The organism is Pseudomonas sp. Choline-02u-1 (assembly GCF_002836515.1).
Taxonomy (GTDB): Bacteria; Pseudomonadota; Gammaproteobacteria; order Pseudomonadales; family Pseudomonadaceae; genus Aquipseudomonas.
The window spans coordinates 66117-91283 of the sequence record NZ_PJBC01000006.1; the positions used below are offsets into that span (position 1 = coordinate 66117).

Genomic DNA, 25167 nt, shown 5'->3' on the forward strand with positions numbered 1-25167 from the left:
AAAGTTGTCTTTGGTCGTGCTAGTTTAATGTCAATTTTTCGTATACGTGGGCAAAACGCCTGTCAGAACATAGAGTTGGCGCCACGTTTTAAAGCGGTTTACGCAGTGTAAACCCCTTATTTTTCAGCATTTTTTATAGAGGCACGGGATTACATGGAAATCGGTCTGCGCGAGTGGCTGATCGTCATCGGCATCATTGTGATTGCCGGTATTCTTTTCGATGGCTGGCGCCGTATGCGCGGCGGCAAGGGAAAGCTGAAATTCCGTCTCGACCGGAGCCTGTCCAATCTGCCGGACGAGGACACCAGCGCCGAGCTGTTGGGCCCGGCCCGCGTCCTGGATACGCACAAAGAGCCGCAACTGGACGAGCACGATCTGCCGTCGGTGAGCATGCCCAATCGCGAAGCCCGCGAGCCGCGTGAATCCGGCTCGAAACGCGGCAAGCGCGGCAGCAACGGCCCGGCGCAGGGCGACTTGAACCTCGATCTGGATCTGGACGGCGGTCCGAGCTTCAGCAGCCGTGACGACGATTTTGCCGAAGACAGCAAGCCTGCATCTGCCGTGGCAGAAAAAGATCAGCCGCAAGCCGAAGAAGTCCTGGTGATCAGCGTGATCTGCCGTGACCCGGCCGGCTTCAAGGGCCCGGCGCTGCTGCAGAACATTCTCGAAAGCGGCCTGCGTTTCGGTGAGATGGATATTTTCCACCGTCACGAAAGCATGGCCGGCAACGGTGAAGTGCTGTTCTCCATGGCCAATGCGGTCAAGCCGGGTATTTTCGATCTGGACGACATCGACCATTTCAGCACTCCGGCAGTGAGCTTCTTCCTCGGCCTGCCAGGCCCGCGTCATCCGAAGCAGGCTTTCGACGTGATGGTGGCGGCAGCACGCAAGCTGTCCCAGGAATTGAACGGCGAATTGAAAGACGATCAGCGCAGCGTGCTGACCGCGCAGACGATCGAGCACTACCGTCAGCGCATCGTCGAATTCGAACGCCGCGCCCTGACCCAGAAGCGCTAAGGCTTGAATCAACAGATCGCAACCTTCGGCTTGTAGGAGCTGACGAGTGCAACGAGGCTGCGATCTTCTGGCCCGCCGCCGATGATGGAATAACACTGGAGCAGCCTCGGCTGCTCTTTTGCTTTATGAGAGAACACCCATGACCGCCGCCAAAAACCGCATTCTAGAGCTGCGCGCTGAGCTGGATCAGCACAACTATCGCTACCACGTTCTCGACGAACCGAGCATTCCGGATGCCGAATACGACCGCTTGTTCCACGAGCTCAAGGCACTGGAAGCGGCCAACCCGGAACTGATCACCAGCGACTCGCCGACCCAGCGCGTCGGCAGTATGGCGCTGACCGCGTTCACTCAGGTGCGTCACGAAATCCCCATGCTCAGCCTCGGCAACGCCTTCGAAGAAGCCGACATGCGCGAGTTCGATCGCCGCGTCAACGAAGGTCTCGATGTGCCAGCGGGTGATCTGTTTGGTGGCGGCGCGGCGGTGGAATACAGCTGCGAGCCGAAGCTTGATGGCCTGGCGGTCAGCCTGCTGTATCAGGACGGTCTGCTGGTGCGCGGCGCTACCCGTGGCGATGGCACCACCGGCGAAGACATCAGCGTCAACGTGCGCACCGTGCGCAACATTCCTCTGAAACTGCACGGCGAAGGCTGGCCGGCGACGCTGGAAGTGCGCGGTGAAGTGTTCATGTCCAAGGCCGGTTTCGAGCGCCTCAATGCTTCGCAACTGGAAATCGGCGGCAAAACCTTCGCCAACCCGCGCAACGCGGCGGCGGGCAGCCTGCGCCAGCTCGATTCGAAGATCACCGCCAATCGGCCGCTGGAATTCTGCTGCTACGGCATCGGCCAAGTGTCCCACGATATTTCCGACACTCACATCGGCAACCTCAAGCAGTTGCAGAAGTGGGGCATGCCGATCAGCCACGAACTGAAATTGGCCAAAGGTATTGACGAATGCCTGGAATACTACCGCGACATCGGTGCGCGCCGTGATTCGCTGGCCTATGAAATCGATGGTGTGGTGTTCAAGGTCAACAGCATCGCCGACCAGCGCGAGTTGGGTTTCCGCGCCCGCGAGCCGCGCTGGGCAATCGCGCACAAATTCCCGGCGATGGAAGAACTCACCGAATTGCTCGATGTTGAGTTCCAGGTCGGCCGCACCGGTGCGGTGACGCCGGTGGCGCGTCTGAAACCGGTGAAAGTCGCCGGCGTCACCGTGGCCAACGCCACGCTGCACAACATGGACGAAGTGGCGCGGCTGGGCTTGATGATCGGCGACACGGTGATCATCCGCCGCGCAGGCGATGTGATTCCGCAAGTGGTGCAGGTAGTCACCGAGCGTCGCCCCGATGACGCGCGCCCGGTCGCCATTCCTGAAAACTGCCCGGTGTGCGGCTCGCATGTCGAGCGTACGCAACTGGTCAAGCGCAGCAAGGGCAGGGAAACCTTCAGCGAAGGCGCCGTGTATCGCTGCGTCGGGCGACTGGCCTGTGGTGCGCAGCTGAAGCAGGCGATCATTCACTTCGTTTCGCGCCGGGCGATGGACATCGAAGGTCTGGGCGACAAGAGTGTCGAGCAGTTGGTTGATGAAGGTCTGGTCAGTTCACCAGCCGATCTTTACGCACTGAAGTTCGACGACATCGTCGATCTGGAAGGTTTCGCCGAGGTATCGAGCAACAAGCTGCTCAAAGCCATCGAAGACAGCAAGCAGCCGAGCCTGGCACGTTTCATTTACGCCCTCGGCATTCCCGATGTTGGCGAAGAGACGGCCAAGGTGTTGGCGCGTTCGCTGGGTTCGCTGGAGCGCGTGCAACAGGCCTTGCCTCACGTGCTGACCTACTTGCCGGACGTCGGCCTGGAAGTCGCGCACGAGATTCACAGTTTCTTTGAGGATGCGCACAATCAGCAGGTGATCAGCGAATTGCTTGGCCATGGTTTGCAGATTCAGGATCAGGGCGAATTGGGCGCCGAGTTCGCCGCCAGTACGACCTTGGGCGGCTTGATCGACAAACTGCACATTCCTTTCGTTGGCCCCGGCGGTGCGCAGAAACTCGCTGACCGCTTTGGCTCGCTGGATGCGGTGATGAACGCTGACTGGCTGGACATGCGTCAGGCGTTGCCGGAGAAACAGGCCAATTCGGTGCGCGAGTTCTTCGCCTTGCCTGAACATCGACAACTGGCCGAGCAGACCGAGCAGCAGCTGCGCGACTTCGGCATGCATTGGCAGAGCGAGAAGAAAGTAGTCGAAGGTCTGCCACTGTCAGGCGAAACCTGGGTGCTGACCGGCAAGGTCGAGTTGATGAGCCGGGACGTGGCCAAGGATCACCTGGAAAGCCTCGGTGCCAAGGTTGCCGGTTCCGTGTCGGCGAAAACCCATTGCGTGGTCGCGGGGCCGGGTGCCGGCTCGAAACTGACCAAAGCCAATGAGCTGGGTGTGAAGGTCATGGACGAAGAGGCGTTTATCGCCTTCCTGAAAACCCACGGCATTTCCGTATGACCGTTTTCTACGCCCCCACACCTGATCATTCCCACGCGAAGTGTGAGAACGATCAGTCGAGAAGGTGCGGGAACGATCTTCGCGCGGGAATGATCTAGTCTTGGCCAGTCCCAGGGAGAGATCGCCATGCACCGCTTTTTCGAGCAGCTCAGTTCCCGCATCATCGCGCCGTTCGTGGCCGGAACCTCGCGCAACAGCAAAGTCTGGCCGTGCCGTTGCGGCCAGTCGCTGTTCTTTCGCAACAGTCAGTGCCTGGCCTGTAACGCCTTGCTCGGTTACCAACCCGAACAAAGTCGCCTGACCTCGCTGCAACCGGGGCCGGAAGAGGGCACCTGGACGCTTGACGTCGATCCTGGGGCCGGCCTGTTTCGCCGCTGCGCCAACCTCGACATGCCCGCAGCCTGCAACTGGCTGCTGCCGGCCAACGATCACGACACCTTGTGCATCGCCTGTAGCCTCAATCGCACCATTCCCGATTTGTCCGTCGCGCAAAACCCCGAGCGCTGGCGCAAGGTCGAGATCGCCAAACGCCGCCTCGTCGCGCAACTGATCACTCTCGGCCTGCCGGTCATCCCGAAAACCAAGGATGAGGAAGCCGGGCTGGCGTTCGACTTCATCGGTGTCGACCTGGAAGGCAACGCGCCGATGACCGGCCACGCCAATGGCCTGATCACCCTCGACATCAAAGAGGCCGACGACGCTCACCGTGAGCAAGTCAGAGCAGCGATGCACGAGCCTTATCGCACGCTGCTCGGGCATTTTCGCCATGAGGTCGGCCACTACTACTGGGATCGCCTCATCGCCAACGGCCCTTGGCTGGACGCGTTCCGCAATCTCTTCGGCGACGAGCGCGCCAGCTACGCCGAGGCGCTGGACCGGCATTATCAGCAAGGCGCACCGCTGGACTGGCCGCAGCACTACGTCAGTGCCTACGCGACCATGCATCCGTGGGAAGACTGGGCGGAAACCTGGGCGCATTACCTGCACATGATGGACGCGGTGGACACGGCGCTGGGCTTTGGCATGAGCGCGCGGGAAATGGATTTCGACTATCAGCCGTTTCCGGCCAGCACCCTGTATGACCCCGAGCATCCGGGCGGCACGGCGTTCCTCTCGTTCGTCAATGCGTGGATCGAACTGGCCGGCATGCTCAACGAACTGTCGCGCAGCATGGGCCAGCCGGATTTCTATCCCTTCGTGCTGCCGGCAGCGGCAATCGCCAAGCTGCACTTCATTCATCTGGTGATCCAGCAAGCGGGCGGTCGTGCAGACGAAGTCCTGGCCCTGTAGGAGCTGCCGGAGGCTGCGATCTTTTGCCGTCTTCGCATGTCCTTGAACCTGTTGGTATTTTTTATCTGCAACCAACGGTTGTAACTTCATCTCAGACAGGTACAATGGCGCGGCTCGCCGACAGGCAAGCGTCGTTATGGTGACCCCATCGGTCCCCCCGCAACGATTACCCGTGAACCTGGTCAGATCCGGAAGGAAGCAGCCACAGCGGGAACATTGTGTGCCGGGGTGTGGCTGGTGGGGGCACCACCTTAACGAACCAAAGGCTGCAAACAGAACTGCATGGGTTTCGCCCACTGCGGTTTTTTTATGCCTGCGATTTGGCTTTGGCGTTGATCCGCCATCAGAAACGCGCGGAACCGCAACGCAGCCTCCCGGCGCCCTTGAGGCTGTCGAAGCTGAACAGTGGCATACTCCCTCGCCTGGTATCGAGAGGTAAGGCAAGTGGGTGAAATTGACGATCTGACCCGGGAAAAACTGCGCGAATGGCAGTTGCGTCGTCTGGAAGTCAAAGCGCAAATGCAGGAGCAGCCCGAGCGCACGCTGGAGCTGTCGCGAGTACTCGACCTGATGGACGAAGAGCACGCCGCCATCCTGGCGGCTTCGACTGTATTCAATGCGGCTGAAGAAACGACTCAGCCGGTCGCGGTGCAGGCTCAGCCGGCCATCGCTGAGTCGGTGGTCGGCCAATACGACCTGCAACTGCACGCCACCGCGCAAAGCCCTGAACACCTGCGCAAACTGCTGGAAATGGCGCTCTACGAAGTGCAGGCGCAGATTGATGCTGGGGCGGTGTCGGCCGGTGGAGATCGACGCGGCATGTCCGGGACGCTGGGCGACTACGCCTTCGAGCTGCGGGTCAATCCCGAGGCCGGCAGCGAGGGGCAACTAGCGCACACCCATTCATTGCACGACGAGAATGACCAGGACTGATCTGGTGATGTGTCAAAGCCCAGACGGCGAGGTTGTATGCACCCGGAACATTTTGATTTGGCCACCCCGGTATTTCTGCCCATCGCTCACGATGCGTGTATGGCGCTGTTGCAGCCCGACGGTGACGCGACACTGGCCAGCCTGAGCGACCCGGAGCTGGCGGCATTGCTGGTCATCCAGAATCTCGCCCAGGCCACGGAAAAGGATTTGAGCGCCAGCGCCGCAGAAAAAATTCTCGCCAAACTCATTGACTGGTCTGTCACCTCTCGGCGGTCGGGATCGGCGGGACTGATTTCAGAGGCGCGGCGGCTGTTCGATTCGCGCAAATTGTACTTCGGCCTCAATGCGCTCAAGAGTCTGAACCTGCGGTTTCTCATGGCCGATGAAGTCACTGCGCAGCAATACCTGTTGCCCGATGGGCAATGGGATGTCGACTACAAGATTCGCCATCAGAAACAGAACAACCCGTTCCGCCAGCAAATGATCACGCCACGCGAGCGTGAGCACTGGTTAAGCGCGGCGCAGGACAAGCTGCTGCGAACCTTTCGCGCCAATCTCGACGAAGACCTGCACGTGCAAGGTTATGCAGGCATCGGCAAGAGCTACATGCTCAGTGCGCTGATCGAATGCCTGCGCTCGAAACGCACCCTAGTGCTGGCGCGCACCCCGGCCAAACTGGCGACATTGCGCAAGCACATCGTGCAGGTCCACGACACCGAAATTGGCCAGACGTTTTTCGATTTCGCCCAGGCCCAGCTACTGGGTCCCCGGGTGCATTTGGCCAGGACGCCAGCGCGGATCCCGAGCAAGCAGGCGCTGGCGCAGGAACTGAACATGTTCGGCTTTCGCCACCACGATGGGCAGGGCACCCTTGAGGTCTGCCTGCGCGTGCTGGAGTTGTACTGCGCCTCACGAGATCACACGCTGTGCGCCAGGCACCTGCCGCATTTTCAGCAGCCCTTGACCGGCGCTGACTCGCAGGCGCTGCTGGAATATTCCAGTCGCCTGTGGGTTTATCTCGAGGCCAACCCGGCCTGGTCCAGCCAGACGGGTTTTCAGACGTTGCTCATGATCAAGCGCGCCAGTCTCTCCGGTTGCCGCGTCCCGCCGCGCTACACCCATGTGATCATCGATGAGAGCCAGGATGTGCCGGCGTCGCTGCTGCAAATCATCGAGCGCGGGAAGCAGGTGCTGATCACCCTCGGCGATGAATATCAACAGGCCACGGGTGAGGCTCTCAAGCGCAAGCGTGATGTCCGCCAGAGCGATATCTGCTATTCGGTGCGCTCGGGGCGCAACGTCGAGCGCTTGGTCAATCCGCTGATCTCGCGCCACACGCACAAGAGCAAAGTGCCGTTTGAAGGCGCTCGTCACGCTGACGTCGATATTGAGTACTACCCCGAAGCCTTCGTGCCGCCGGAGGGTTGTGTGGTGCTGACCGCGTCGCCATGGGACACGATGATGTGGGCCATTCACCTGCACGATTCCAATTGCGCCTTCAGTTTCCCTGACAGGGAAGCGCAGGACGACATCAAGCATTTCATGACCACCGCCATCGAATTGTTCCGCCGCGATTTCTATAACGCCGGGACCAGTGAGAAAGGGCCACACCCCTATTTCAGTGACATGGCCGATTGGCGGCAAGTGCGCGAGGCCAACCGTTTCGACGAGGCGTTTCTGTGGATCGAAGCACAACTGCAAGAAGGCTTCAGGATTGCCGACCTGACTCGACTGAGCCAAAAGATCATCGAACCGGGCAAGGCCTGTCTGTTGATGATGGCCGAGCAGGCCGGCGGCATGGAGTTCAGGCGGGTGCTGTTGACGCGGGCATTGCTCAGTAACGAGAAATTCAGGGATGCCTACGAATTCGACCAGCGCATCTGCGCCGTGTACATCGCCGTGTCCCGCGCCCGGCAGCAGCTTTATCTGCCTTACGATGTGGTGGAGTGGATCGATTATCACCACAGCCGCGAGCCGAAATTCCGCGAATCGCACGGTTATTGATCGACGCCTTTGCAAGAGCGAGCAGGCTCACCCCGGCAGGGTTATCGAGTGTTCCCGTAGCTGCCCGTGTAGAGCCGGATAATGTCGTCGATCTCGCCGGACATTTTCATTCGCAGCAACGTCCGCAGAATTCGCTGTACCGGTACCTTCGGGTCGTTTCTCACATAGCAGCCGATATCCTGTTCCTGCAGCACCGCGACCCCGCGCAACTGCTGCTCCGGCAGCAGGCGCTGATTGATCCAGTCGAGCGTCCACTGGTTGCTCACGGCGTAGCGGTATCGCCCGGCAAGGAGCTTCTCCAGCACCTGTTCCTGATTGCGCGCGTCTTCGCGTTGTAACTGATCGGCGTTGAACAGCGGTTGCAGGGTGGGGTAGCTGTAACCGTTGACGGTGCCGATGGCCTGGCGCGGCAGGTGGGCGGGATCGATCCGTGCGGATTGGTCTTGGCGGCTGACCAGCAGGTCGCGCTGAAACCACAGCGGCACGCTCCAGATGTAATCGCCGGACTGATTCGGCAGCCAAGACTGGGCGGCATAGCAGCGTACATCGATGTCGCCTTGCTCCATGGCGCTCTGTATCCGCGCGCGCGGCAGCACGATGAATTGCGCCGGCGCGCCGACCTGGGTCGCCAGGCTGAGCAGAATGTCGTGCAGGATGCCTTGGGTCGGTCTGCCGTCTTGCAGTTGCACCATCGGCATCGCCCAGCTGTCCGGCACGGCGAAGCGCAACGGCGCTTGAGCGGCCATCGCGTTGAGGCTGATTCCCAGCAATGCCCACAGGGCCCACCGCATAAACGCTCCGGTCATTCGCCGTCCCGAGCCGATAAAAGCCTCTGCTGATGCAGCTTAGCCATATTAGACGAGGACACCGGATGCAATTTTGCCCTTGCTCCGCTAGCATTAGCCGCTTCTGCTTCCTTCGCTGCGACGGTTTTCGATGAGTTATCAGGTTCTTGCACGTAAATGGCGTCCGCGCTCGTTCCGCGAAATGGTCGGCCAGACCCATGTGCTCAAGGCTCTGATCAATGCCTTGGACAGCCAGCGGCTGCACCACGCCTACCTGTTCACCGGGACGCGCGGGGTCGGCAAGACCACCATCGCGCGGATCATTGCCAAGTGCCTGAACTGCGAGACAGGCATCACCTCCAGCCCCTGTGGCGAATGTTCGGTGTGCCGCGAGATCGATGAGGGCCGTTTCGTCGACCTGATCGAGATCGACGCCGCCAGCCGCACCAAGGTCGAAGACACTCGCGAGTTGCTCGATAACGTGCAGTACGCGCCAAGCCGTGGGCGCTTCAAGGTCTACCTGATCGACGAAGTGCACATGCTCTCCAGTCATTCCTTCAATGCGCTGCTGAAAACCCTCGAAGAGCCGCCGCCCTACGTCAAGTTCATCCTGGCGACCACTGATCCGCAGAAACTTCCGGCAACCATTCTTTCGCGCTGCCTGCAGTTCTCCCTGAAAAACATGACGCCGGAGCGTGTGGTCGAACATTTGACCCACGTGCTTACGGCGGAAAACGTACCGTTCGAAGACGATGCACTGTGGCTGCTCGGCCGTGCTGCTGACGGCTCGATGCGTGACGCCATGAGCCTGACCGATCAGGCCATCGCTTTCGGTGAAGGCAAGGTGCTCGCTACCGACGTGCGGGCGATGCTCGGCACGCTGGATCACGGTCAGGTCTATGGCGTGCTGCATGCGCTGATCGAAGGCGACGCCAAGGCGCTGCTCGAAGCCGTGCGTCACTTGGCCGAGCAAGGCCCGGACTGGAACGGCGTGCTCTCGGAAATTCTCAACGTGCTGCACCGCGTGGCCATCGCCCAGGCGCTGCCGGAAGGCGTCGACAATGGTCATGGCGACCGTGATCGCGTATTGGCCCTGGCCCAGGCGTTGCCGGCCGAAGACGTGCAGTTCTATTACCAGATGGGCCTGATCGGTCGCCGCGACTTGCCGCTGGCGCCGGATCCGCGCGGCGGCTTCGAAATGGTCTTGCTGCGGATGCTGGCGTTCCGACCGGCGGACACGGCGGACGCGCCGAGGCAACCGCTAAAGCCAGTGGGGATCAGCCAGGCCACAGTTGATTCCGCAAACTCAGTGGCTGCCGCGCCCAAGCCTGCGCCGGTGGTCGCTGCGGCGGTTGCGCCAGCAGCGGTGGCTGAGCCGGCAGCCGTAGCGGCGTCAATGCCCGAGCCAGAACCTGTTGCGCCGGTTGTCGAAGCGCAACCGGAGCCTGAGCCGGTCGCCGTCGAAGCTGTGGTCGATCTGCCATGGAACGATCCGGTAGAAGCCGAGCCCGAGCCGGCGCCTGTACAGCAACCTGCCGTAGAACCGGTGCTGGAAACCGCTGGCGAGCAGCCCGAGCTGCCGCCAATGCCGCTGCCAACCCCGGACAGCGTCGTCCCGGATGCGCCGGAGTGGGCCGCGGCGCCGATTCCCGAGCCGTCCGTCGCCGAGGTCGATGCCGCTACGCCGGGTATGGACATGGATGACGAGCCGCCGCTGGATGAGGATTACATCGAGCCGGACATGGATTCGGCCTACAGCTACCTCGACGAACTGGCCAGCGAACACGCCGCCGATCCCGAGCCTGAGCCCGAGCCGGAACCTGCCGCCGCGCCGGCCACTGGCCTGGCCCTGCAATGGCTGGAGCTGTTCCCGAAACTGCCGATTTCCGGCATGACCGGCAGCATCGCCGCGAACTGCACGTTGATCGCGGTAGACGGCGATCACTGGCTGATGCACCTCGATCCGGCTCACAGCGCCCTGTTCAACGCCACGCAACAGCGTCGTCTCAACGACGTGTTGAACCAGTTTCACGGGCGCACCCTGACCCTGACCATCGAGCTGATCAAGCCCGAGCAGGAAACCCCGGCCCAGGCTGCCTCGCGGCGCCGCGCCAACCGTCAGCGCGAGGCGGAGGAGTCGATCCACGGTGATCCGTTCATCCAGCAGATGGTTCAGCAGTTCGGCGCGGTGGTGCGAAGCGATACTATTGAACCTGTCGACGCCTTGGTCACCCAAGGCTAATAACTGAAGGTGCTCGGCCTCGATGGCCGGGCGCTGTTTTATCCAAGTACGTTTGAGGTGATTCCCATGATGAAAGGTGGCATGGCCGGCCTGATGAAGCAGGCGCAGCAGATGCAGGAAAAAATGGCCAAGATGCAGGAAGAACTGGCCAACGCCGAAGTCACCGGCAAGGCCGGCGGCGACATGGTCACCGTGGTGATGACCGGTCGTCACGACGTTAAAAGCGTGAGCATCGACCCAAGCCTGGTCGAAGGCCTGAGCGAAGACGACAAAGAGATGCTCGAAGCCGTGGTCGCCGCCGCCGTCAACGACGCCGTGCGCAAGATCGAGGCCAACAGCCAGGAAAAAATGGGCAGCATGACCGCCGGCATGAACCTGCCAGCGGGTATGAAATTGCCTTTCTGATTCGCCATTGGGCGGCAGATGAGCTACACAAAATGCCAGGCATTGCGCCTGGCATTTTTGTTTCTACCTGATGGTCATGGGCCTGCAGGACTGACGCCTTCGCGAGCAAGCCCGCTCCCACAGATCATTGCGTTCCGTCTGGAGAAAAGCGCTCGAATGTGGGAGCGGGTATGAAATTGCCTTTCTGATTCGCCATTGGGCGGCAGATGAGCTACACAAAATGCCAGGCATTGCGCCTGGCATTTTTGTTTCTACCTGATGGTCATGGGCGTGCAGGACTGACGCCTTCGCGAGCAAGCCCGCTCCCACAGGTCATTGCGTTCCATCTCAAGAAATGCGCTCGGATGTGGGAGCGGGCTTGCTCGCGAAGGGGCCGACTCGATCCACATGAAGAAACATCGAACACACCACCACTGCCAAGGTCTGCTCCCTATATCACCGAATTTCCCATTCACAGGAGACGCTGACATGTCCGACCCTCTCACCCTCAATCAACGCTTCGTTCTTGCCTCGCGCCCGACCGGCGCGCCGACCCCGGAGAACTTCCGTCTCGAGCGCGAGGCGTTGCCGGATCTGCAGGAAGGGCAGGTGCTGCTGAAAACCCTCTACCTGTCGCTGGACCCGTACATGCGCGGGCGCATGAGCGACGCACCGTCCTACGCCGCGCCAGTGCAAATCGGCGAAGTCATGACGGGCGGCGCGGTCAGCCGGGTCGAGCAGTCCCGTCATCCGAAATTCCACGCCGGCGATCTCGTGGTGGGTGCGACTGGCTGGCAAAGCCACAGCCTCAGCGACGGCCGTAACATCATGCCGATTCCCGCCGGGCTGCCGAGCCCATCGATGGCCCTCGGCGTTCTGGGCATGCCGGGCATGACCGCCTACATGGGCCTGATGGACATCGGTCAGCCGAAAGAAGGCGAAACCCTGGTAGTGGCTGCGGCGTCTGGTGCCGTCGGCTCGGTGGTCGGCCAAGTGGCGAAGATCAAAGGGTTGCGCGCCGTCGGCGTGGCCGGTGGTGCCGAGAAATGCAAATACGTGGTCGAGGAGTTGGGTTTTGATGCCTGCATCGACCACAAGGCCGACGACTTCGCCGAGCAACTGGCCAAGGCCTGCCCCAACGGCATCGACATCTATTACGAAAATGTCGGCGGCCATGTTTTCGACGCGGTCGTGCCGTTGCTCAACCCCAAGGCGCGCATCCCGTTGTGCGGCCTGATCGCCGGCTACAACGCTGCCGAGGCGCCGACTGGCCCGGATCGCCTGCCGATGCTGCAACGCACGCTGCTGACCAAGCGCGTGCGTATTCAGGGCTTCATCGTGTTTGACGACTACGGTGATCGCCAGCCGGAATTCATCAGCCACATGGTCCCGTGGGTGCGCGACGGCAAGGTCAAGTTCCGCGAGGACGTGGTCGAGGGCCTGGAGCAGGCTCCCGAGGCTTTTATCGGTCTGCTGGAAGGGCGCAACTTCGGCAAACTGGTGGTCCGGGTTGCCCAGGATTGAGGATTTGACGCTGGCCAGAGGCGCGGGTATAAACCGCGTCTCGTTGTTTAGTCGGACTGTTTACACATGAGCTTCAGCCCTTTGATTCGCCAACTGATCGACGCGCTGCGCACCTTGCCAGGCGTGGGTCAGAAAACCGCTCAGCGCATGGCGTTGCAGTTGCTCGAACGTGATCGCAGCGGTGGTACACGTCTGGCCCAGGCCTTGAGCCAGGCCATGGAAGGCGTCGGTCATTGCCGCCAGTGCCGTACGCTGACCGAGGACGATTTGTGCCCGCAATGTGCCGACCCGCGCCGCGACGACACGCTGCTCTGCGTGGTCGAAGGACCGATGGACGTCTATGCAGTCGAACAGACCGGTTTCCGTGGCCGCTATTTCGTGCTCAAGGGGCATTTGTCGCCGCTGGATGGCTTGGGGCCGGAAGCGATCGGCATTCCACAACTGATGGCGCGGATTGAAGAGGCGGGGACTTTTACTGAAGTCATCCTCGCGACCAACCCGACGGTGGAGGGCGAGGCGACCGCGCACTACATCGCCCAGTTGTTGCAGAACAAAGGCCTGATCGCTTCGCGGATTGCCCACGGTGTACCGCTGGGCGGTGAGCTGGAGCTGGTCGACGGCGGCACGCTGGCGCATTCGTTCGCCGGGCGTAAACCGATTTCCCTTTAAAAATCAAAAGATCGCAGCCTTCGCCAGCTCCTGCAGGGAACGCTTTCCAGTGCAGGAGCTGGCGAAGGCTGCGATCTTTTGATCTTCTCTATCTTGTTAACCAAGCAAGCGCTCGGTTAACTTCGGCGAACCCTTCCGTGGAGCTCGCCCATGCCTGCCTTTCAGGAATACTTCGACCCCAGCCACCAATTGGTCCGCGACAGCGTCAGACGTTTCGTCGAACGCGAGATACTGCCGGACATCGATCAGTGGGAAGAAGCCGAAAGCTTCCCCCGTGAGCTGTACTTGAAGGCCGGTGCGGCGGGGATTCTCGGCATCGGCTATCCCGAGGCGCTCGGTGGCAGCCATGAAGGTGATCTGTTCGCCAAGGTCGCTGCCAGTGAGGAGCTGATGCGCTGCGGCTCTGGCGGGCTGGTAGCGGGGCTGGGTTCGCTCGATATCGGCCTGCCGCCGATCGTTAAGTGGGCGTTACCCGATGTGCGTGAGCGGATCGTGCCACAGGTGCTCAGCGGCGAGAAAATCAGCGCCCTGGCGGTGACCGAGCCTGGCGGCGGCTCCGACGTCGCCAACCTGCAGACCGGCGCTGTGCGTGACGGCGATTTCTATCGGGTCAGCGGCAGCAAAACCTTTATCACCAGCGGCGTGCGCGCGGATTTCTACACCGTTGCGGTGCGTACCGGTGCGCCGGGGTTTGGCGGTATCAGCCTGTTGCTGATCGAGAAGGGCACGCCAGGTTTCAGTGTCGGCCGCCAGTTGAAGAAAATGGGCTGGTGGGCCTCGGACACCGCCGAGTTGTTTTTTGACGACTGCCGCGTGCCGGTGGGCAATCTGATTGGCGCCGAGAACATGGGCTTTGCCTGCATCATGGGTAACTTCCAGAACGAAAGGCTGGCGTTGGCGCTGATGGCCAACATGACTTCGCAACTCGCATTGGAACAGAGCCTTAAATGGGCGCGCGAGCGTGAGGCCTTTGGCAAATCGATCGGCAAGTTTCAGGTGATCAAGCATCGCCTCGCCGAAATGGCCACGGCGCTGGAAGTGTCGCGGGAATTCACTTACCGGCAAGCGGCGAAGATCGCGGCAGGACAGAGCGTGATCAAGGAAATTTCCATGGCGAAGAACTTTGCCACTGACACGTCCGACCGGATCACCACAGAGGCCGTGCAAATTCTGGGGGGGCTTGGTTACATGCGTGAAAGTCTGGTGGAGCGGCTGTATCGGGATAACCGCATTCTGTCGATTGGCGGCGGGACGCGGGAGGTGATGAACGAAATCATCAGCAAGCAGATGGGGCTCTGAAAGCAAAAGATCGCAGCCTTCGGCAGCTCCTACAGGGAAATGCGGATCCCTGTGTAGGAGCTGCCGAAGGCTGCGATCTTTTGATCTTGATTATTTGTCGGTCAACGCAAACTGCGTCAGGCAGAACGTTGGAATACCCATGTCCTCAAGACGCTGCGAACCTTGCAGCTCTGGCAAGTCGATGATCGCCGCCGCTTCATGCACCCGCGCGCCCATGCGGCGAATCAGGTTGGCCGCCGCGATCAGCGTGCCGCCAGTGGCGATCAGGTCATCGAACATCACCACCGAATCGCCTTCGCACAGGCTGTCGGCGTGCACTTCCAGAAAGGCCTCGCCGTACTCGGTCGCGTAGCCTTCAGCGAGCACGTCCGCCGGCAGTTTGCCCTGCTTGCGGAACAGCACCAGCGGCTTGTTCAACTGATAGGCCAATACCGAACCGATCAGAAAACCACGGGCATCCATCGCGCCGATGTGGGTGAAGTCGGCTTCGACGTAGCGGTGGGCGAAGCTGTCCATGACCAGGCGCAGGGCTGTCGGCGACTGGAACAACGGGGTGATGTCGCGAAAGATCACGCCCGGCTTGGGGAAGTCGATCACGGGGCGGATCAGGGATTTGATGTCGAAGGAGTCGAAGACCATCGGGGTGTCCTGGCAGGGCTGCAAACGGCGCAGTATACCCGCGGCTGAAACGATTCGCTCAACCGCGGGTCGTGATCAGCCTTCGATCGAACCGCCGGCCAACGCGCATAGCTGAATCGGGTCGAGAATGTGGATCTCTTTGCCCTCGGCGGCAATCAACTCGTTCTGCTGAAAGCGCGTGAACACCCGCGACACGGTTTCCACCGCCAGGCCCAGGTAATTGCCGATTTCATTGCGCGACATGCTCAGGCGGAACTGGTTGGCCGAGAACCCGCGAGCGCGGAAACGTGCCGACAGGTTGACCAGAAAGGTCGCGATGCGCTCGTCGGCGGTTTTTTTCGACAACAGCAGCATCATTTGCTGATCGTCACGGATTTCGCGGCTCATCACGCGCATCAACTGGCGGCGCAGTTGCGGCAGTTGCAGGGCCAGTTCGTCGAGGCGCTCGAAAGGGATTTCACAGACTGAAGTAGTTTCCAGCGCCTGGGCCGACACCGGGTGTTTCTCCGTGTCCATGCCCGACAGGCCGACCAGTTCGCTCGGCAAGTGGAAGCCGGTCAGTTGTTCTTCACCGGCATCGCTCAGGCTGAACGTCTTGAGGGCGCCGGAGCGCACTGCATAAACGGAATCGAAGGTGTCACCCTGGCGGAACAGGAATTCGCCTTTTTTCAACGGGCGGCCGCGTTTAACGATTTCGTCCAGCGCATCCATGTCTTCCAGATTCAGAGAAAGTGGCAGGCAGAGCGGGGCCAGGCTGCAATCCTTGCAATGGGCCTGGTTGTGAGCGCGCAGTTTGACTGGCTCGGACATTTCTTCAATCCTTGTGGGAAAACACACATAAGCCGTAAGGGTAACCCACACAAGGACATTCAGGCCAGCACGCGGCGGCGTTGTCTTACCGAGATAAAGCCGCAGCACTTACGGCCGATAACCTGTTATCAGCATTCATCCAAGGAAGGCCCCGATGACCGCCATTGGCACGCTAAGCCCCGGTAGTAGTGGCGTTACTGCTTCGCCAGGGGGCACCAAAAGCGACACTGCAACGGGCCGCGATGACGAGATGTCCAACACCGCAACCCCGACCTTGGTCGAGGGCGTCAAAGTGTCGCTGTCCGGTGCGGCCATCGCCAAATCCGCTGCTGTCGGCGGCAAAAACAGTGACATCGACAACAGCGGCTTGCCAGAGAACATCCGGCATTTGCTGAAAATGATTCGAAAAATCCAAAAAGAAATCGTCGAGAAGAAAGCCCGCATGGCGGCAGTCATGTCAGACAAAACCCTTTCCATTGAAGAAAAGATCAACAAGCTCGCCGCCCTGCGTGGCGCTATTGCCGCCCTCAACAGCGGCCTGATCACCGCCAACCTGGCCTTGTCGAAAGTCATGAACCAGTCGGCGCTGACCCCGGATCAGAACCTCAAGGTCGGCTCGTTGCTGACCAAACCTTAAATCACTCGCGAGAAACGCTGGCGGTTCTGCTGCTCAAGGTACGCATCGAAGACCATGCACACCGAGCGCACCAGCAATCGGCCCGCCGGCAATACCTCGATCCGCTCGCGATCAAGTTTGATCAGGCCATCATCGGCCATACCCTGCAATTGCGGCCATAGCGCGCCGAAATAGCCTTGGAAATCGACGTTGAACTGCTGTTCGATCTCGGCAAATACCAGAGTGAAATTGCAGATCAGCTGCTGAATCACCGCGCGGCGCAAGCGATCGTCGGCGTTGCATACGAGGCCCCGACTGGTCGCCAGTTGCGCGCTGACAAGGCTGTTCTGATAGGCATTGAGGTCGCTGCTGTTCTGGCAGTACAAATCGCCAATCTGACTGATCGCCGACACGCCTAACCCAATGAGGTCGCAGTGGCCGTGGGTGGTGTAACCCTGAAAGTTGCGTTGCAGGGTGTGGTCTTCCTGAGCGATCGCCAGCTCGTCATCGGGCAGAGCGAAGTGGTCCATGCCGATGTAGCGGTAACCGGCCGCGATCAGTTGCTCGATGGTGCGCTGAAGCATTTCCAGCTTGTGCGCCGGGCTCGGCAAATCGCTGCTGTTGATCCGTCGTTGCGGCATGAAGCGTTCCGGCAAGTGCGCGTAGTTGAATACCGAAAGACGATCCGGTTGCAGGCTGATCACTTCCTCGACGGTGCGGGCGAAATTGTCCGGTGTCTGCTTCGGCAGGCCATAAATCAGATCGATGTTGATCGAGCGAAATTGCAGAGTTCGCGCCGCATCGATCACCGCGCGGGTTTCTTCCAGGCTTTGCAGGCGATTGACTGCGCGCTGCACCGCCGGGTCAAGGTCTTGCAGACCGATGCTGACCCGATTGAAACCCAGTTCTCGCAAGAGGCCCATGGTCGACCAGTCGGCTTCGCGCGGGTCGATTTCGATGCCGTAATCGCCCGAGTCATCATTGAGTAAGTTGAAATGCTCGCGCAGGTGCGCCATCAGCTGGCGCAGTTCGTCGTGGCTGAGAAAGGTCGGTGTACCGCCACCGAAATGCAGTTGCTCGACTTTTTGCGCCGGGTCGAGGTGGCAGGCAATCATCTGGATTTCCTGCTCGAGCCGCTGCAGATACGGCTGTGCGCGACCGCGATCCTTGGTGATGACTTTGTTGCAGGCGCAGTAATAGCAAATGTTCGCGCAGAACGGCACATGCACGTACAACGACAACGACCGCTGCGCCTTGCGGCTGTCGCGCAGGGCATGGAACAGGTCAAAGGTGCCGACCTGACCGTGAAATTGCACGGCAGTCGGGTACGAGGTGTAGCGCGGCCCCGCCAGATCGTAACGGCGGATCAAATCGGTGTCCCAACGAATGGCGTCGAGCATGCGGGCATTCCCCCGGATAGGCTGGCAGTGTGGCGAGTCTATCGGGGTGCGGCGATGGGGCTGTTGATTTGCATCAACGGCACAAGATCAAAAGATCGCAGCCTTCTAATGACCCATAAGCCAATGCTGATGCGGGCCGGGAAGGGTCCACAGGCCAAACACAATCACCAGCAAGCCACCGGCCATGCGCACGCTGCGTTTGCGCAGGATCGCGGTCACTCGTTCAGCCGCCAGCCCCGTGGCGAGCAGCACAGGCCAGGTGCCGAGGCCAAACGCAAGCATCAGCAATGCGCTGTCCAGCGCATTGCCCTGACTCGCGCTCCACAGCAACGTGCTGTAAACCAGCCCGCACGGCAGCCATCCCCACAACGCACCGAGCAGCAGGGCACGCGGCAGACTGGAAACCGGCAGCAGGCGATTCGCGACGGGTTGAATGAAGCGCCACAAACCACGACCGAGCGCTTCGATCCGGGTCAGCCCACTCCACCAGCCGGCCAGATACAAACCCATCGCGATCAACAGCAACCCGGCCAGCACGCGCATGAACAGCGCTGCCGGGCTGTTGGCAACCGCCCAGCCGGCCAGGCCGATGAGTAATCCCGCCGTGGCGTAACTGAGAATCCGCCCCAGGTTGTACGCCAGCAACAGGTGAAAGCGCCGGCTGCGCTGTTCCTTGGGGATCGCCAGGGTCAGCGCGCCCATCAGGCCGCCGCACATGCCCAGACAATGGCCGCCACCGAGCAGGCCAAGGATCAGCGCCGATACCAGCAGGGGCGCCAGTTCAAGCATGAGGTGGCGCCTTGTCGTCCGGTTTGAAGGCGTTGGCTTCGTCTACTGCGGCGGTGTGATTGGGGTCCTGATCGTCAAAGAGGATGCTGTGCGCCGGGCTGTCGAGGTCATCGTACTGACCGCTGTCCACCGCCCAGAAAAAGATGTACACGGCGATGGCGACGATCAGCAAGGCAGCGGGAATCATCACGTAGAGAGCTGGCATCTGTCACTCCAGGCCCGCGCGGCTCAGGCCGGCAGCGGGCGGGTTTGGGTCGGGCTGCCGGTAGCCGGCGCGCTCGGCAGGCGAGTCAGGCGCAGGGCATTGAGCACCACCGTCAGCGAACTGATCGACATGCCGACCGCCGCCCACACCGGAGTGATCCAGCCGAGGGCAGCGAACGGCAACATGAGGCCATTGTACAGCGCCGCCCACAGCAGGTTTTCAATGATTACCCGGCGCGTGCGTCGCGCCAGCGTGAAGGCTTGTACGAGGGCGTCGAGACGGTTGGACAACAACACCGCATCGGCGCTGGTTTTCGCCAGATCGGTGGCCGAGCCCATGGCCACGCTGATGTCCGCCGCAGCCAGCACTGGCACGTCGTTGACGCCGTCACCGAGCATCAGCACCTTGCGCCCTTGCTTGTGCAGTTGTTGCAACACTTGCAGTTTGTCATCGGGGCGCAGACCGCCCCGGGCCTCGTCGATGCCCAGTTGGGCGGCGACACTGGCGACCATCGGTGAACTGTCGCCGGACAACAGCAAGGTACGCCAGCCCCGTGCTTTGCAGGCCGCGAGCAGGGCCGGAGCGTCGTCACGCAGGCGATCGTCAAGCACCAGCCATGCCAGCGGCCCGTGGGTGTCGGCGAGCAACAGCCATTGTCCGGCTTCTTCAGGCATTGACGGCAACGCGGCGCCGCTCAACGCGCAGGCAAACGACGCCTGACCGATGCGCAAACGGCGCTCGCCGACGACCCCTTCAAGGCCCAGGCCCGGGGTGCTGTGCACGTCCTCGGCGGCCAGCGGCGCACGACCGAACGCGCGGGCGATCGGGTGCTCCGAACGGTTTTCCAGCGCGGCGGCAAGGCTCAGGCATTGCTCGCTGTCGAGCGCGCCGAGCGGGCGGATCGAGCGCAGCACCAAGCGACCTTCTGTGAGCGTGCCAGTCTTGTCGAAGATCACCGTGTCGATCTGGTTCAAGCCTTCCAGCACGTGCCCACGTGTCAGCAGCAGCCCGAGTTTGTGCAGCGTGCCGGTGGCGGCGGTGAGGGCGGTCGGCGTCGCCAATGACAGCGCGCACGGGCAGGTCGCCACCAGCATGGCGAGGACGATCCAGAACGCCCGTGAGGAATCCAGCTGCCACCACAGCAGGCCGATCACTGCGGCCGCGATCAGCGACAACAGCAAAAACCATTGCGCGGCGCGGTCAGCGATTTCCGCCAGACGCGGTTTCTCCGCCTGAGCGCGATCAAGCAGGCGCACGATCGCGGAGAGACGCGTGTCCTGCCCCAGCGCCTGCACTTGCACGGTCAGTGCGCCTTCGACATTGAGGGTGCCGGCGGTGACTGCATCGCCCAGTGTGCGCGGTTGCGGCAGGTATTCACCGGTCAGCAGGGATTCATCGATGCTCGACTGACCGTCGATGATTTTGCCGTCGGCCGGCAGAATCGAGCCCGGCTGCACCAGAATCCGCTCGCCCACACGCAACTCGCTGAGCAGGATGCGTTCGCTCTGGCCATCGCTATCCAGGCGCAGGCATGAGGCCGGCAACAGGTTGACCAGTTGCGCAGTCGCGGCAGCGGTGCGTTCGCGGGCGCGGCGTTCCAGATAGCGCCCGGCCAAAAGAAACAGGGCGAACATGCCGACCGCATCGAAGTACAGCTCGCCGACCCCGGTGATCGATGTCCATATTCCGGCGATGTAAGCGCTGCCGATCGCCAGTGAAACAGAAACGTCCATGGTCAGGTGGCGGGTACGCAAATCGCGCATCGCCCCTTTGAAGAACGGCGCGCAGCTGTAGAACACGATGGGTGTGGTCAGAAACAGCGCGACCCAGCGCAGGATCGTGTGCAGCTCAGGGCTGAGGTCGATGTTGAATTCCGGCCACGTCGCCATCGTCGCCATCATCGCCTGAAACCACAGCAAACCCGCGACGCCGAGTTGGCGCAGGGCCAGGCGATTCTCGCTGGCCAGTTGTTCGCTGGCGCGGTCGGCTTGATAGGGGTGGGCGGCGTAACCGATGTGGCGCAGTTCGGCGAGGACCTGGCTCAGCGGTAATTGCGCATCGGCCCATCGCACATACAAGCGATGGTTGGACAGGTTCAGTCGCGCTTCGGCGACGGCGGGCAGAGTGCGCAGATGCTTTTCGATCAGCCAGCCGCAAGCGGCGCAACTGATGCCTTCCATCAATAAGGTGGTTTCGGCCAGGTCGCCCTCGTGGCGGACGAAAGGTTGCTGCACGTCGGCGCGATCGTACAGCGCCAGTTCATCGCTCAGTTGCACCGGCAGCGCTTCGGGGTTGGCCGAAGCTTCGCTGCGATGCTGGTAATAGCTTTCCAGGCCACCGGCGACGATGGCTTCGGCCACCGCCTGACAGCCCGGGCAGCAGAACTCGCGTGCCTGCCCGAGGACGACAGCGGTGAAGCGGCTGCCCGACGGGACGGGCAGGGCGCAGTGGTAGCAGGGGAGCGGAGTGGTCATGGTGCGCGTTCCGATGATCGTTCCCACGCTCCGCGTGGGAATGCCTTCCCGGACGCTCCGCGTCCGCTTCGGCTGGGACGCAAAGCGTCCCTGGCTGCGTTCCCACGCAGAGCGTGGGAACGATCAGAGTAAGGCTTATTTTTTCAGGTCTTCCGCACCCTGCAATGGCTCATCACCCAGCAGCAGATCCTTGTCATGGCTGACCAGTTCTTCTTCAAACATGCGCCACACGTGCTCGTCCTGGCTGCCAAGCAACTCGACAAACCGCCGGCCTTCGACCTTGTCGCTCAATTGGCCAATGTAGCGCCCGGTCTCGCTTTCACTGCGGGTCAGAACAATCTTGCGATCCTTCTCCGGCTGGGTCGGCGAGATCAGGTTCAGTTCCAGGGTTTGCGGCAGGCTGTCACCGCTCAAACGCAGGTCGACTTCGCCAGTCATATCGTCCAGATGCACCGCCGCGCGCAGTTTCAGGTTCTGTGCGAGCAATTCACGGTCCAGTGAACGGTTGATGCCTTTGCCCGCTTCGTAATAGTTGTCGTTGACCAGGTTGTCCGGGTTGTTCACCGCGATGGTCACCATGGACAGGGTCAAGGCCACCGAGCAGGCCAGAATCGCGATGATGATCCACGGCCAGAGGTGCTTGTACCAGGGACTTGCGGCGTTTGCAGCGGGCATGTTCAAAATTCTCTCAACGGATTTGTGGGCCGATGAATCGGCTCTTGGCTTCAACGTGGACGCTGTCGTCATCGGCGTCCTTGAGGATGAATTTCACCTCGTTGGTGCTCGATGGCAGTTGTTCCGGCGCGCTCGACAACTCGACCGGCATGCTGACGATGTCGCCGGCGGCAACCCTGATCTCGCGTTTGCCTTGCAGGCGCAGGTCGGGCAGGCCCTCGGCTTGCAGCACGTAGGTGTGGTCGCGCTGATCCTTGTTCATGATCTTCAGGCTGTAGACGTTTTCGATCCGGCCTTCGGCGTTTTCGCGGTACAGCACGCGATCCTTGCTGACGTCGAAACCGACCAGCGAACGCATGAAGAACGCGGCGACCAACAGGCTGATCATCGCCAATAACACCACGGCGTAACCAATCAGGCGCGGCCGCAGTTTATGGGTTTTCTGCCCCGACAGGTTGTGCTCGGTGGTGTAGCTGATCAGCCCGCGCGGATAATCCATCTTGTCCATGATGCTGTCGCAGGCGTCGATGCACGCGGCGCAGCCAATGCACTCGATCTGCAGGCCATCGCGGATGTCGATGCCGGTCGGGCAGACCTGAACGCACATCGTGCAGTCGATGCAGTCGCCAAGGCCGAGCGCCTTGTAGTCGATGCCTTTCTTGCGCGGCCCACGGCTTTCGCCACGGCGCGGGTCGTAGGAAACGATCAGCGTGTCCTTGTCGAACATCACGCTCTGAAAGCGCGCATACGGACACATGTAGATGCACACCTGCTCACGCAACCAGCCGGCATTGCCGTACGTGGCGAGTGTGAAAAAACCGACCCAGAAATACGACCAGCCATCGGCCTGGCCGGTAAAGAATTCAATGACCAGTTCGCGGATCGGCGAGAAGTAACCGACGAAGGTCAGGCCGGTGACAAAACCGATCAACAACCACAGCGCGTGCTTGGCCGCTTTGCGCAGGAATTTGTTGGCGCTCATCGGCGCCTTGTCGAGCTTGATGCGCTGATTGCGGTCGCCTTCGGTGACCTTCTCGCACCACATGAAAATCCACGTCCACACGCTTTGCGGGCAGGTATAGCCGCACCAGACACGCCCGGCGTAGACAGTGATGAAGAAAAGGCCGAACGCGGCAATGATCAACAGTCCCGAGAGCAGGATGAAATCCTGTGGCCAGAAGGTCGCGCCGAAGATGAAGAACTTGCGCTCCGGCAGGTTCCACCACACGGCCTGGTGCCCGCCCCAATTGAGCCACACCGTACCGAAATACAACAGAAACAACGCCGCGCCGCCGAGCATCCGCAGATTGCGGAACAGGCCGGTGAAGGCACGGGTGTAGATTTTTTCTCGTGAGGCATATAGATCGACGCTGTTGTTCGCGTTCTTGCTTGGCGGCGTGACGTCATGTACCGGAATCTGATTGCTCATCATTGCATCCCACGGCAGTGGAAAAATGCCTCGGTCGATACGTGCCAACCAAGGTCAAAAAAGGCTGTTGCAGTGGCGCGATGATACGCCTCTCGCTCTGGCTCAAGGGTGCGACCTTTGGTCGCGTTGGGGAAAAAACCTGAATGGTGTAGCGAATGCAGCAAAGCATGACGCAGGTCAATTGACTATAGACGATGGGTGCTGCTCGCATCGCATGCGTTCTTACTGCACGAAGTCACTTTCGGTCGGAACAGCCTGATGCTCTGTGCGAATATCTTTTGAATATATGTGCGTGTATCAAAACAGGCGGAACGGTAGTTTTGTTGATTAAGTTGATTGTTCGATTGTTTGTCGAAATATAAGTTATTAATGTTCGGTTTGTTTGTCGGGTTGGTTGTTGTAGTTTGAATGCTCGTCCGTGTCGGGCGTATATATTTGATGAGAGGGATCTCTTATGTTCTATAAGAAGTTGGTGGGTGCGTGTTCGCTATTGCTTTCGTTACTGGCGGTCAACGCTTACGGGCAAGACAGTGAATACTCCCCAAAGCATTTGATTTTTACTTCCGATCCACAATTCCCGTGGACCGAAAGTTCTGATCGTGGCTGGAACGAGACATCAGGGGAGCGTGACAAACGCTCGCGCTGGCTGATTGAAAGCCAGTATTCTGACGTGGCGAATTTTCGACGAAGCTTCCATCAGTATGTCGAGCGGATCCCGGTGATGATCAATGGCGACATGACTGCTTTTGGGCATGGCTCGGAACGTTCCACGGTAAAGGAAATTCTCGATCGGCAACTTGGCGGAGTCTACGACTACGGTCTCGGTAATCATGACTACCAGAACAACATCAATGATTGCAGTTTCCCCGAAAACAACTGCGCGGCCGGCAGCATCACGGACTTGAAAGAACGCTATTGGGGCAAGGTCGACACCTTTGATCTGGCACTGAGAGATGAAAAAGGCAGAAAAACCTTTTATGGCAGCCTTGCCTATTCGAAAAATTATGGTGATGTGCATCTGGTGCAATTGAATAACGAGCCAACTTATTCAGTACGGTTCTCTTCCGGATTCCCATTGTTCAAAGTCGATTACGAAATTTCCGATGCGCTGGACTGGCTGGAGAAAGATCTGAAAGTGGCTCGTGAAAAAGGTCAGATCATCATTCTGAACATGCACAAGCCTGATCGTTGGGCCGGCACCAGCGAACAAGTCGATCGGTTCCGGGCGATGATCGAGAAATACGCGGTGACCGCAGTGTTCGCAGGGCACTTGCACAACAGCCCCGGCGGCTACTACCGCAATTCGGACAGTTTCGGCAGTGTCCCGGTGTATCTCAGCGGCGGCGCGTCGAATCAGACCTACTTGATCACCGAATTCGCCGCAGATCGCAAGACGATGAACGTGCATCAGGTCAACGCCAACAATTGGCCAAGCCGTAAATTGATCGCGACTGTCGATGTTAGAAAGGAGTAACGAAAAAGGCCC

Annotated in this window: 21 protein-coding genes and 1 other RNA gene; 13 read left to right on the forward strand and 9 right to left on the reverse strand. The window is 60.4% G+C overall.

The window, feature by feature from the left end; translation table 11 throughout:
- Positions 1-153 precede the first annotated feature (153 nt).
- The 6 genes from zipA to CXF97_RS06705 all read left to right on the forward strand — a co-directional run bounded on the left by zipA (position 154) and on the right by CXF97_RS06705 (position 7741).
- Complete coding sequence (zipA, locus tag CXF97_RS06680) at positions 154-1017, forward strand: cell division protein ZipA (RefSeq protein ID WP_101157350.1); 864 nt, start codon at positions 154-156, stop codon at positions 1015-1017.
- Positions 1018-1156: 139 nt separating this feature from the next.
- Positions 1157-3514 (forward strand): NAD-dependent DNA ligase LigA, encoded by a 2358-nt coding sequence (gene ligA / locus CXF97_RS06685; RefSeq protein WP_101157352.1) that lies wholly within the window; start codon positions 1157-1159, stop codon positions 3512-3514.
- 126 nt (positions 3515-3640) lie between these two features.
- On the forward strand, positions 3641-4804 hold the full coding sequence (locus tag CXF97_RS06690; RefSeq protein ID WP_101157354.1) for a putative zinc-binding metallopeptidase: 1164 nt from the start codon (positions 3641-3643) through the stop codon (positions 4802-4804).
- Between the two features lie 146 nt (positions 4805-4950).
- Positions 4951-5047: signal recognition particle sRNA small type (ffs, locus tag CXF97_RS06695), an RNA gene on the forward strand.
- Between the two features lie 201 nt (positions 5048-5248).
- Positions 5249-5737, forward strand: coding sequence for a hypothetical protein (locus tag CXF97_RS28185; RefSeq protein WP_178081153.1), 489 nt, complete (start codon positions 5249-5251; stop codon positions 5735-5737).
- A gap of 36 nt (positions 5738-5773) precedes the next feature.
- Entirely contained in the window at positions 5774-7741 is a 1968-nt protein-coding gene (locus CXF97_RS06705) for a hypothetical protein (RefSeq protein ID WP_101157356.1), read from the forward strand.
- 41 nt (positions 7742-7782) lie between these two features.
- Here CXF97_RS06705 and CXF97_RS06710 read toward each other — a convergent pair whose 3' ends face one another.
- The gene (locus tag CXF97_RS06710) at positions 7783-8532 is read right to left on the reverse strand and encodes an ABC transporter substrate-binding protein (RefSeq protein WP_101157358.1); all 750 of its coding nucleotides are present in this window, start codon (positions 8530-8532) and stop codon (positions 7783-7785) included.
- Positions 8533-8677: 145 nt separating this feature from the next.
- On the opposite strand from CXF97_RS06710, the gene dnaX reads away from it, so the two are divergent.
- The 5 genes from dnaX to CXF97_RS06735 all read left to right on the forward strand — a co-directional run bounded on the left by dnaX (position 8678) and on the right by CXF97_RS06735 (position 14644).
- The gene (gene dnaX, locus CXF97_RS06715; protein WP_101157359.1) at positions 8678-10768 is read left to right on the forward strand and encodes a DNA polymerase III subunit gamma/tau; all 2091 of its coding nucleotides are present in this window, start codon (positions 8678-8680) and stop codon (positions 10766-10768) included.
- A gap of 66 nt (positions 10769-10834) precedes the next feature.
- On the forward strand, positions 10835-11173 hold the full coding sequence (locus CXF97_RS06720) for a YbaB/EbfC family nucleoid-associated protein (RefSeq protein WP_003223337.1): 339 nt from the start codon (positions 10835-10837) through the stop codon (positions 11171-11173).
- Positions 11174-11641: 468 nt separating this feature from the next.
- Complete coding sequence (locus CXF97_RS06725; RefSeq protein WP_101157361.1) at positions 11642-12676, forward strand: NADP-dependent oxidoreductase; 1035 nt, start codon at positions 11642-11644, stop codon at positions 12674-12676.
- A 66-nt stretch (positions 12677-12742) separates the two neighbouring features.
- A complete protein-coding gene (gene recR, locus CXF97_RS06730; RefSeq protein WP_064363871.1) occupies positions 12743-13345 on the forward strand; it encodes a recombination mediator RecR in 603 nt (200 codons plus the stop codon).
- A gap of 150 nt (positions 13346-13495) precedes the next feature.
- Entirely contained in the window at positions 13496-14644 is a 1149-nt protein-coding gene (locus tag CXF97_RS06735; protein WP_101157363.1) for an acyl-CoA dehydrogenase family protein, read from the forward strand.
- 90 nt (positions 14645-14734) lie between these two features.
- Here CXF97_RS06735 and CXF97_RS06740 read toward each other — a convergent pair whose 3' ends face one another.
- The gene (locus CXF97_RS06740; RefSeq protein ID WP_007918333.1) at positions 14735-15283 is read right to left on the reverse strand and encodes an adenine phosphoribosyltransferase; all 549 of its coding nucleotides are present in this window, start codon (positions 15281-15283) and stop codon (positions 14735-14737) included.
- Positions 15284-15358: 75 nt separating this feature from the next.
- Positions 15359-16093 carry a fumarate/nitrate reduction transcriptional regulator Fnr gene (gene fnr / locus CXF97_RS06745; protein WP_016773865.1) on the reverse strand — a complete coding sequence of 245 codons (735 nt, stop codon included), beginning with the start codon at positions 16091-16093 and terminating at the stop codon, positions 15359-15361.
- Positions 16094-16247: 154 nt separating this feature from the next.
- On the opposite strand from fnr, the gene CXF97_RS06750 reads away from it, so the two are divergent.
- The gene (locus CXF97_RS06750; protein WP_101157365.1) at positions 16248-16730 is read left to right on the forward strand and encodes a hypothetical protein; all 483 of its coding nucleotides are present in this window, start codon (positions 16248-16250) and stop codon (positions 16728-16730) included.
- Here the strand turns inward: CXF97_RS06750 and hemN are convergent.
- From hemN to ccoG, 6 genes are all read right to left on the reverse strand, one after another.
- Positions 16727-18109, reverse strand: coding sequence for an oxygen-independent coproporphyrinogen III oxidase (gene hemN, locus CXF97_RS06755; RefSeq protein WP_101157367.1), 1383 nt, complete (start codon positions 18107-18109; stop codon positions 16727-16729). The two genes, CXF97_RS06750 and hemN, sit on opposite strands and share 4 nt — an antisense overlap.
- A gap of 105 nt (positions 18110-18214) precedes the next feature.
- Positions 18215-18898, reverse strand: a complete 684-nt coding sequence (locus CXF97_RS06760) for a sulfite exporter TauE/SafE family protein (RefSeq protein WP_101157369.1) — start codon at positions 18896-18898, stop codon at positions 18215-18217.
- Positions 18891-19103: a cbb3-type cytochrome oxidase assembly protein CcoS gene (ccoS, locus tag CXF97_RS06765; RefSeq protein ID WP_101157371.1), complete on the reverse strand. Its 213-nt coding sequence runs from the start codon at positions 19101-19103 to the stop codon at positions 18891-18893. Before ccoS ends, CXF97_RS06760 begins: the two co-directional genes overlap by 8 nt.
- Before the next feature lie 23 nt (positions 19104-19126).
- Positions 19127-21577 (reverse strand): heavy metal translocating P-type ATPase, encoded by a 2451-nt coding sequence (locus CXF97_RS06770; RefSeq protein ID WP_101157373.1) that lies wholly within the window; start codon positions 21575-21577, stop codon positions 19127-19129.
- Between the two features lie 135 nt (positions 21578-21712).
- Positions 21713-22252, reverse strand: a complete 540-nt coding sequence (locus CXF97_RS06775; protein WP_101157375.1) for a FixH family protein — start codon at positions 22250-22252, stop codon at positions 21713-21715.
- A gap of 13 nt (positions 22253-22265) precedes the next feature.
- Positions 22266-23681, reverse strand: coding sequence for a cytochrome c oxidase accessory protein CcoG (gene ccoG / locus CXF97_RS06780; protein ID WP_101157377.1), 1416 nt, complete (start codon positions 23679-23681; stop codon positions 22266-22268).
- 454 nt (positions 23682-24135) lie between these two features.
- Here ccoG and CXF97_RS06785 point away from each other — a divergent pair, with 454 nt between their 5' ends.
- Positions 24136-25155 carry a metallophosphoesterase gene (locus tag CXF97_RS06785; protein WP_101157379.1) on the forward strand — a complete coding sequence of 340 codons (1020 nt, stop codon included), beginning with the start codon at positions 24136-24138 and terminating at the stop codon, positions 25153-25155.
- The last annotated feature ends 12 nt before the right edge of the window (positions 25156-25167 follow it).

Bases quoted from the DNA above. Each gene is read 5' to 3' on its own strand.
- CXF97_RS06770 (WP_101157373.1), bottom strand. From the start codon at position 21,577: ATGACCACTCCGCTCCCCTGCTACCACTGCGCCCTGCCCGTCCCGTCG.
- CXF97_RS06690 (WP_101157354.1), top strand. From the start codon at position 3,641: ATGCACCGCTTTTTCGAGCAGCTCAGTTCCCGCATCATCGCGCCGTTC.
- recR (WP_064363871.1), top strand. From the start codon at position 12,743: ATGAGCTTCAGCCCTTTGATTCGCCAACTGATCGACGCGCTGCGCACC.
- CXF97_RS06710 (WP_101157358.1), bottom strand. From the start codon at position 8,532: ATGCGGTGGGCCCTGTGGGCATTGCTGGGAATCAGCCTCAACGCGATG.
- dnaX (WP_101157359.1), top strand. From the start codon at position 8,678: ATGAGTTATCAGGTTCTTGCACGTAAATGGCGTCCGCGCTCGTTCCGC.
- ligA (WP_101157352.1), top strand. From the start codon at position 1,157: ATGACCGCCGCCAAAAACCGCATTCTAGAGCTGCGCGCTGAGCTGGAT.
- CXF97_RS06760 (WP_101157369.1), bottom strand. From the start codon at position 18,898: ATGCTTGAACTGGCGCCCCTGCTGGTATCGGCGCTGATCCTTGGCCTG.
- ccoG (WP_101157377.1), bottom strand. From the start codon at position 23,681: ATGAGCAATCAGATTCCGGTACATGACGTCACGCCGCCAAGCAAGAAC.
- CXF97_RS06720 (WP_003223337.1), top strand. From the start codon at position 10,835: ATGATGAAAGGTGGCATGGCCGGCCTGATGAAGCAGGCGCAGCAGATG.
- CXF97_RS06750 (WP_101157365.1), top strand. From the start codon at position 16,248: ATGACCGCCATTGGCACGCTAAGCCCCGGTAGTAGTGGCGTTACTGCT.
- zipA (WP_101157350.1), top strand. From the start codon at position 154: ATGGAAATCGGTCTGCGCGAGTGGCTGATCGTCATCGGCATCATTGTG.
- CXF97_RS06725 (WP_101157361.1), top strand. From the start codon at position 11,642: ATGTCCGACCCTCTCACCCTCAATCAACGCTTCGTTCTTGCCTCGCGC.
- ccoS (WP_101157371.1), bottom strand. From the start codon at position 19,103: ATGCCAGCTCTCTACGTGATGATTCCCGCTGCCTTGCTGATCGTCGCC.
- CXF97_RS06775 (WP_101157375.1), bottom strand. From the start codon at position 22,252: ATGCCCGCTGCAAACGCCGCAAGTCCCTGGTACAAGCACCTCTGGCCG.
- fnr (WP_016773865.1), bottom strand. From the start codon at position 16,093: ATGTCCGAGCCAGTCAAACTGCGCGCTCACAACCAGGCCCATTGCAAG.
- CXF97_RS06740 (WP_007918333.1), bottom strand. From the start codon at position 15,283: ATGGTCTTCGACTCCTTCGACATCAAATCCCTGATCCGCCCCGTGATC.
- CXF97_RS06735 (WP_101157363.1), top strand. From the start codon at position 13,496: ATGCCTGCCTTTCAGGAATACTTCGACCCCAGCCACCAATTGGTCCGC.
- hemN (WP_101157367.1), bottom strand. From the start codon at position 18,109: ATGCTCGACGCCATTCGTTGGGACACCGATTTGATCCGCCGTTACGAT.
- CXF97_RS06705 (WP_101157356.1), top strand. From the start codon at position 5,774: ATGCACCCGGAACATTTTGATTTGGCCACCCCGGTATTTCTGCCCATC.
- CXF97_RS06785 (WP_101157379.1), top strand. From the start codon at position 24,136: ATGTTCTATAAGAAGTTGGTGGGTGCGTGTTCGCTATTGCTTTCGTTA.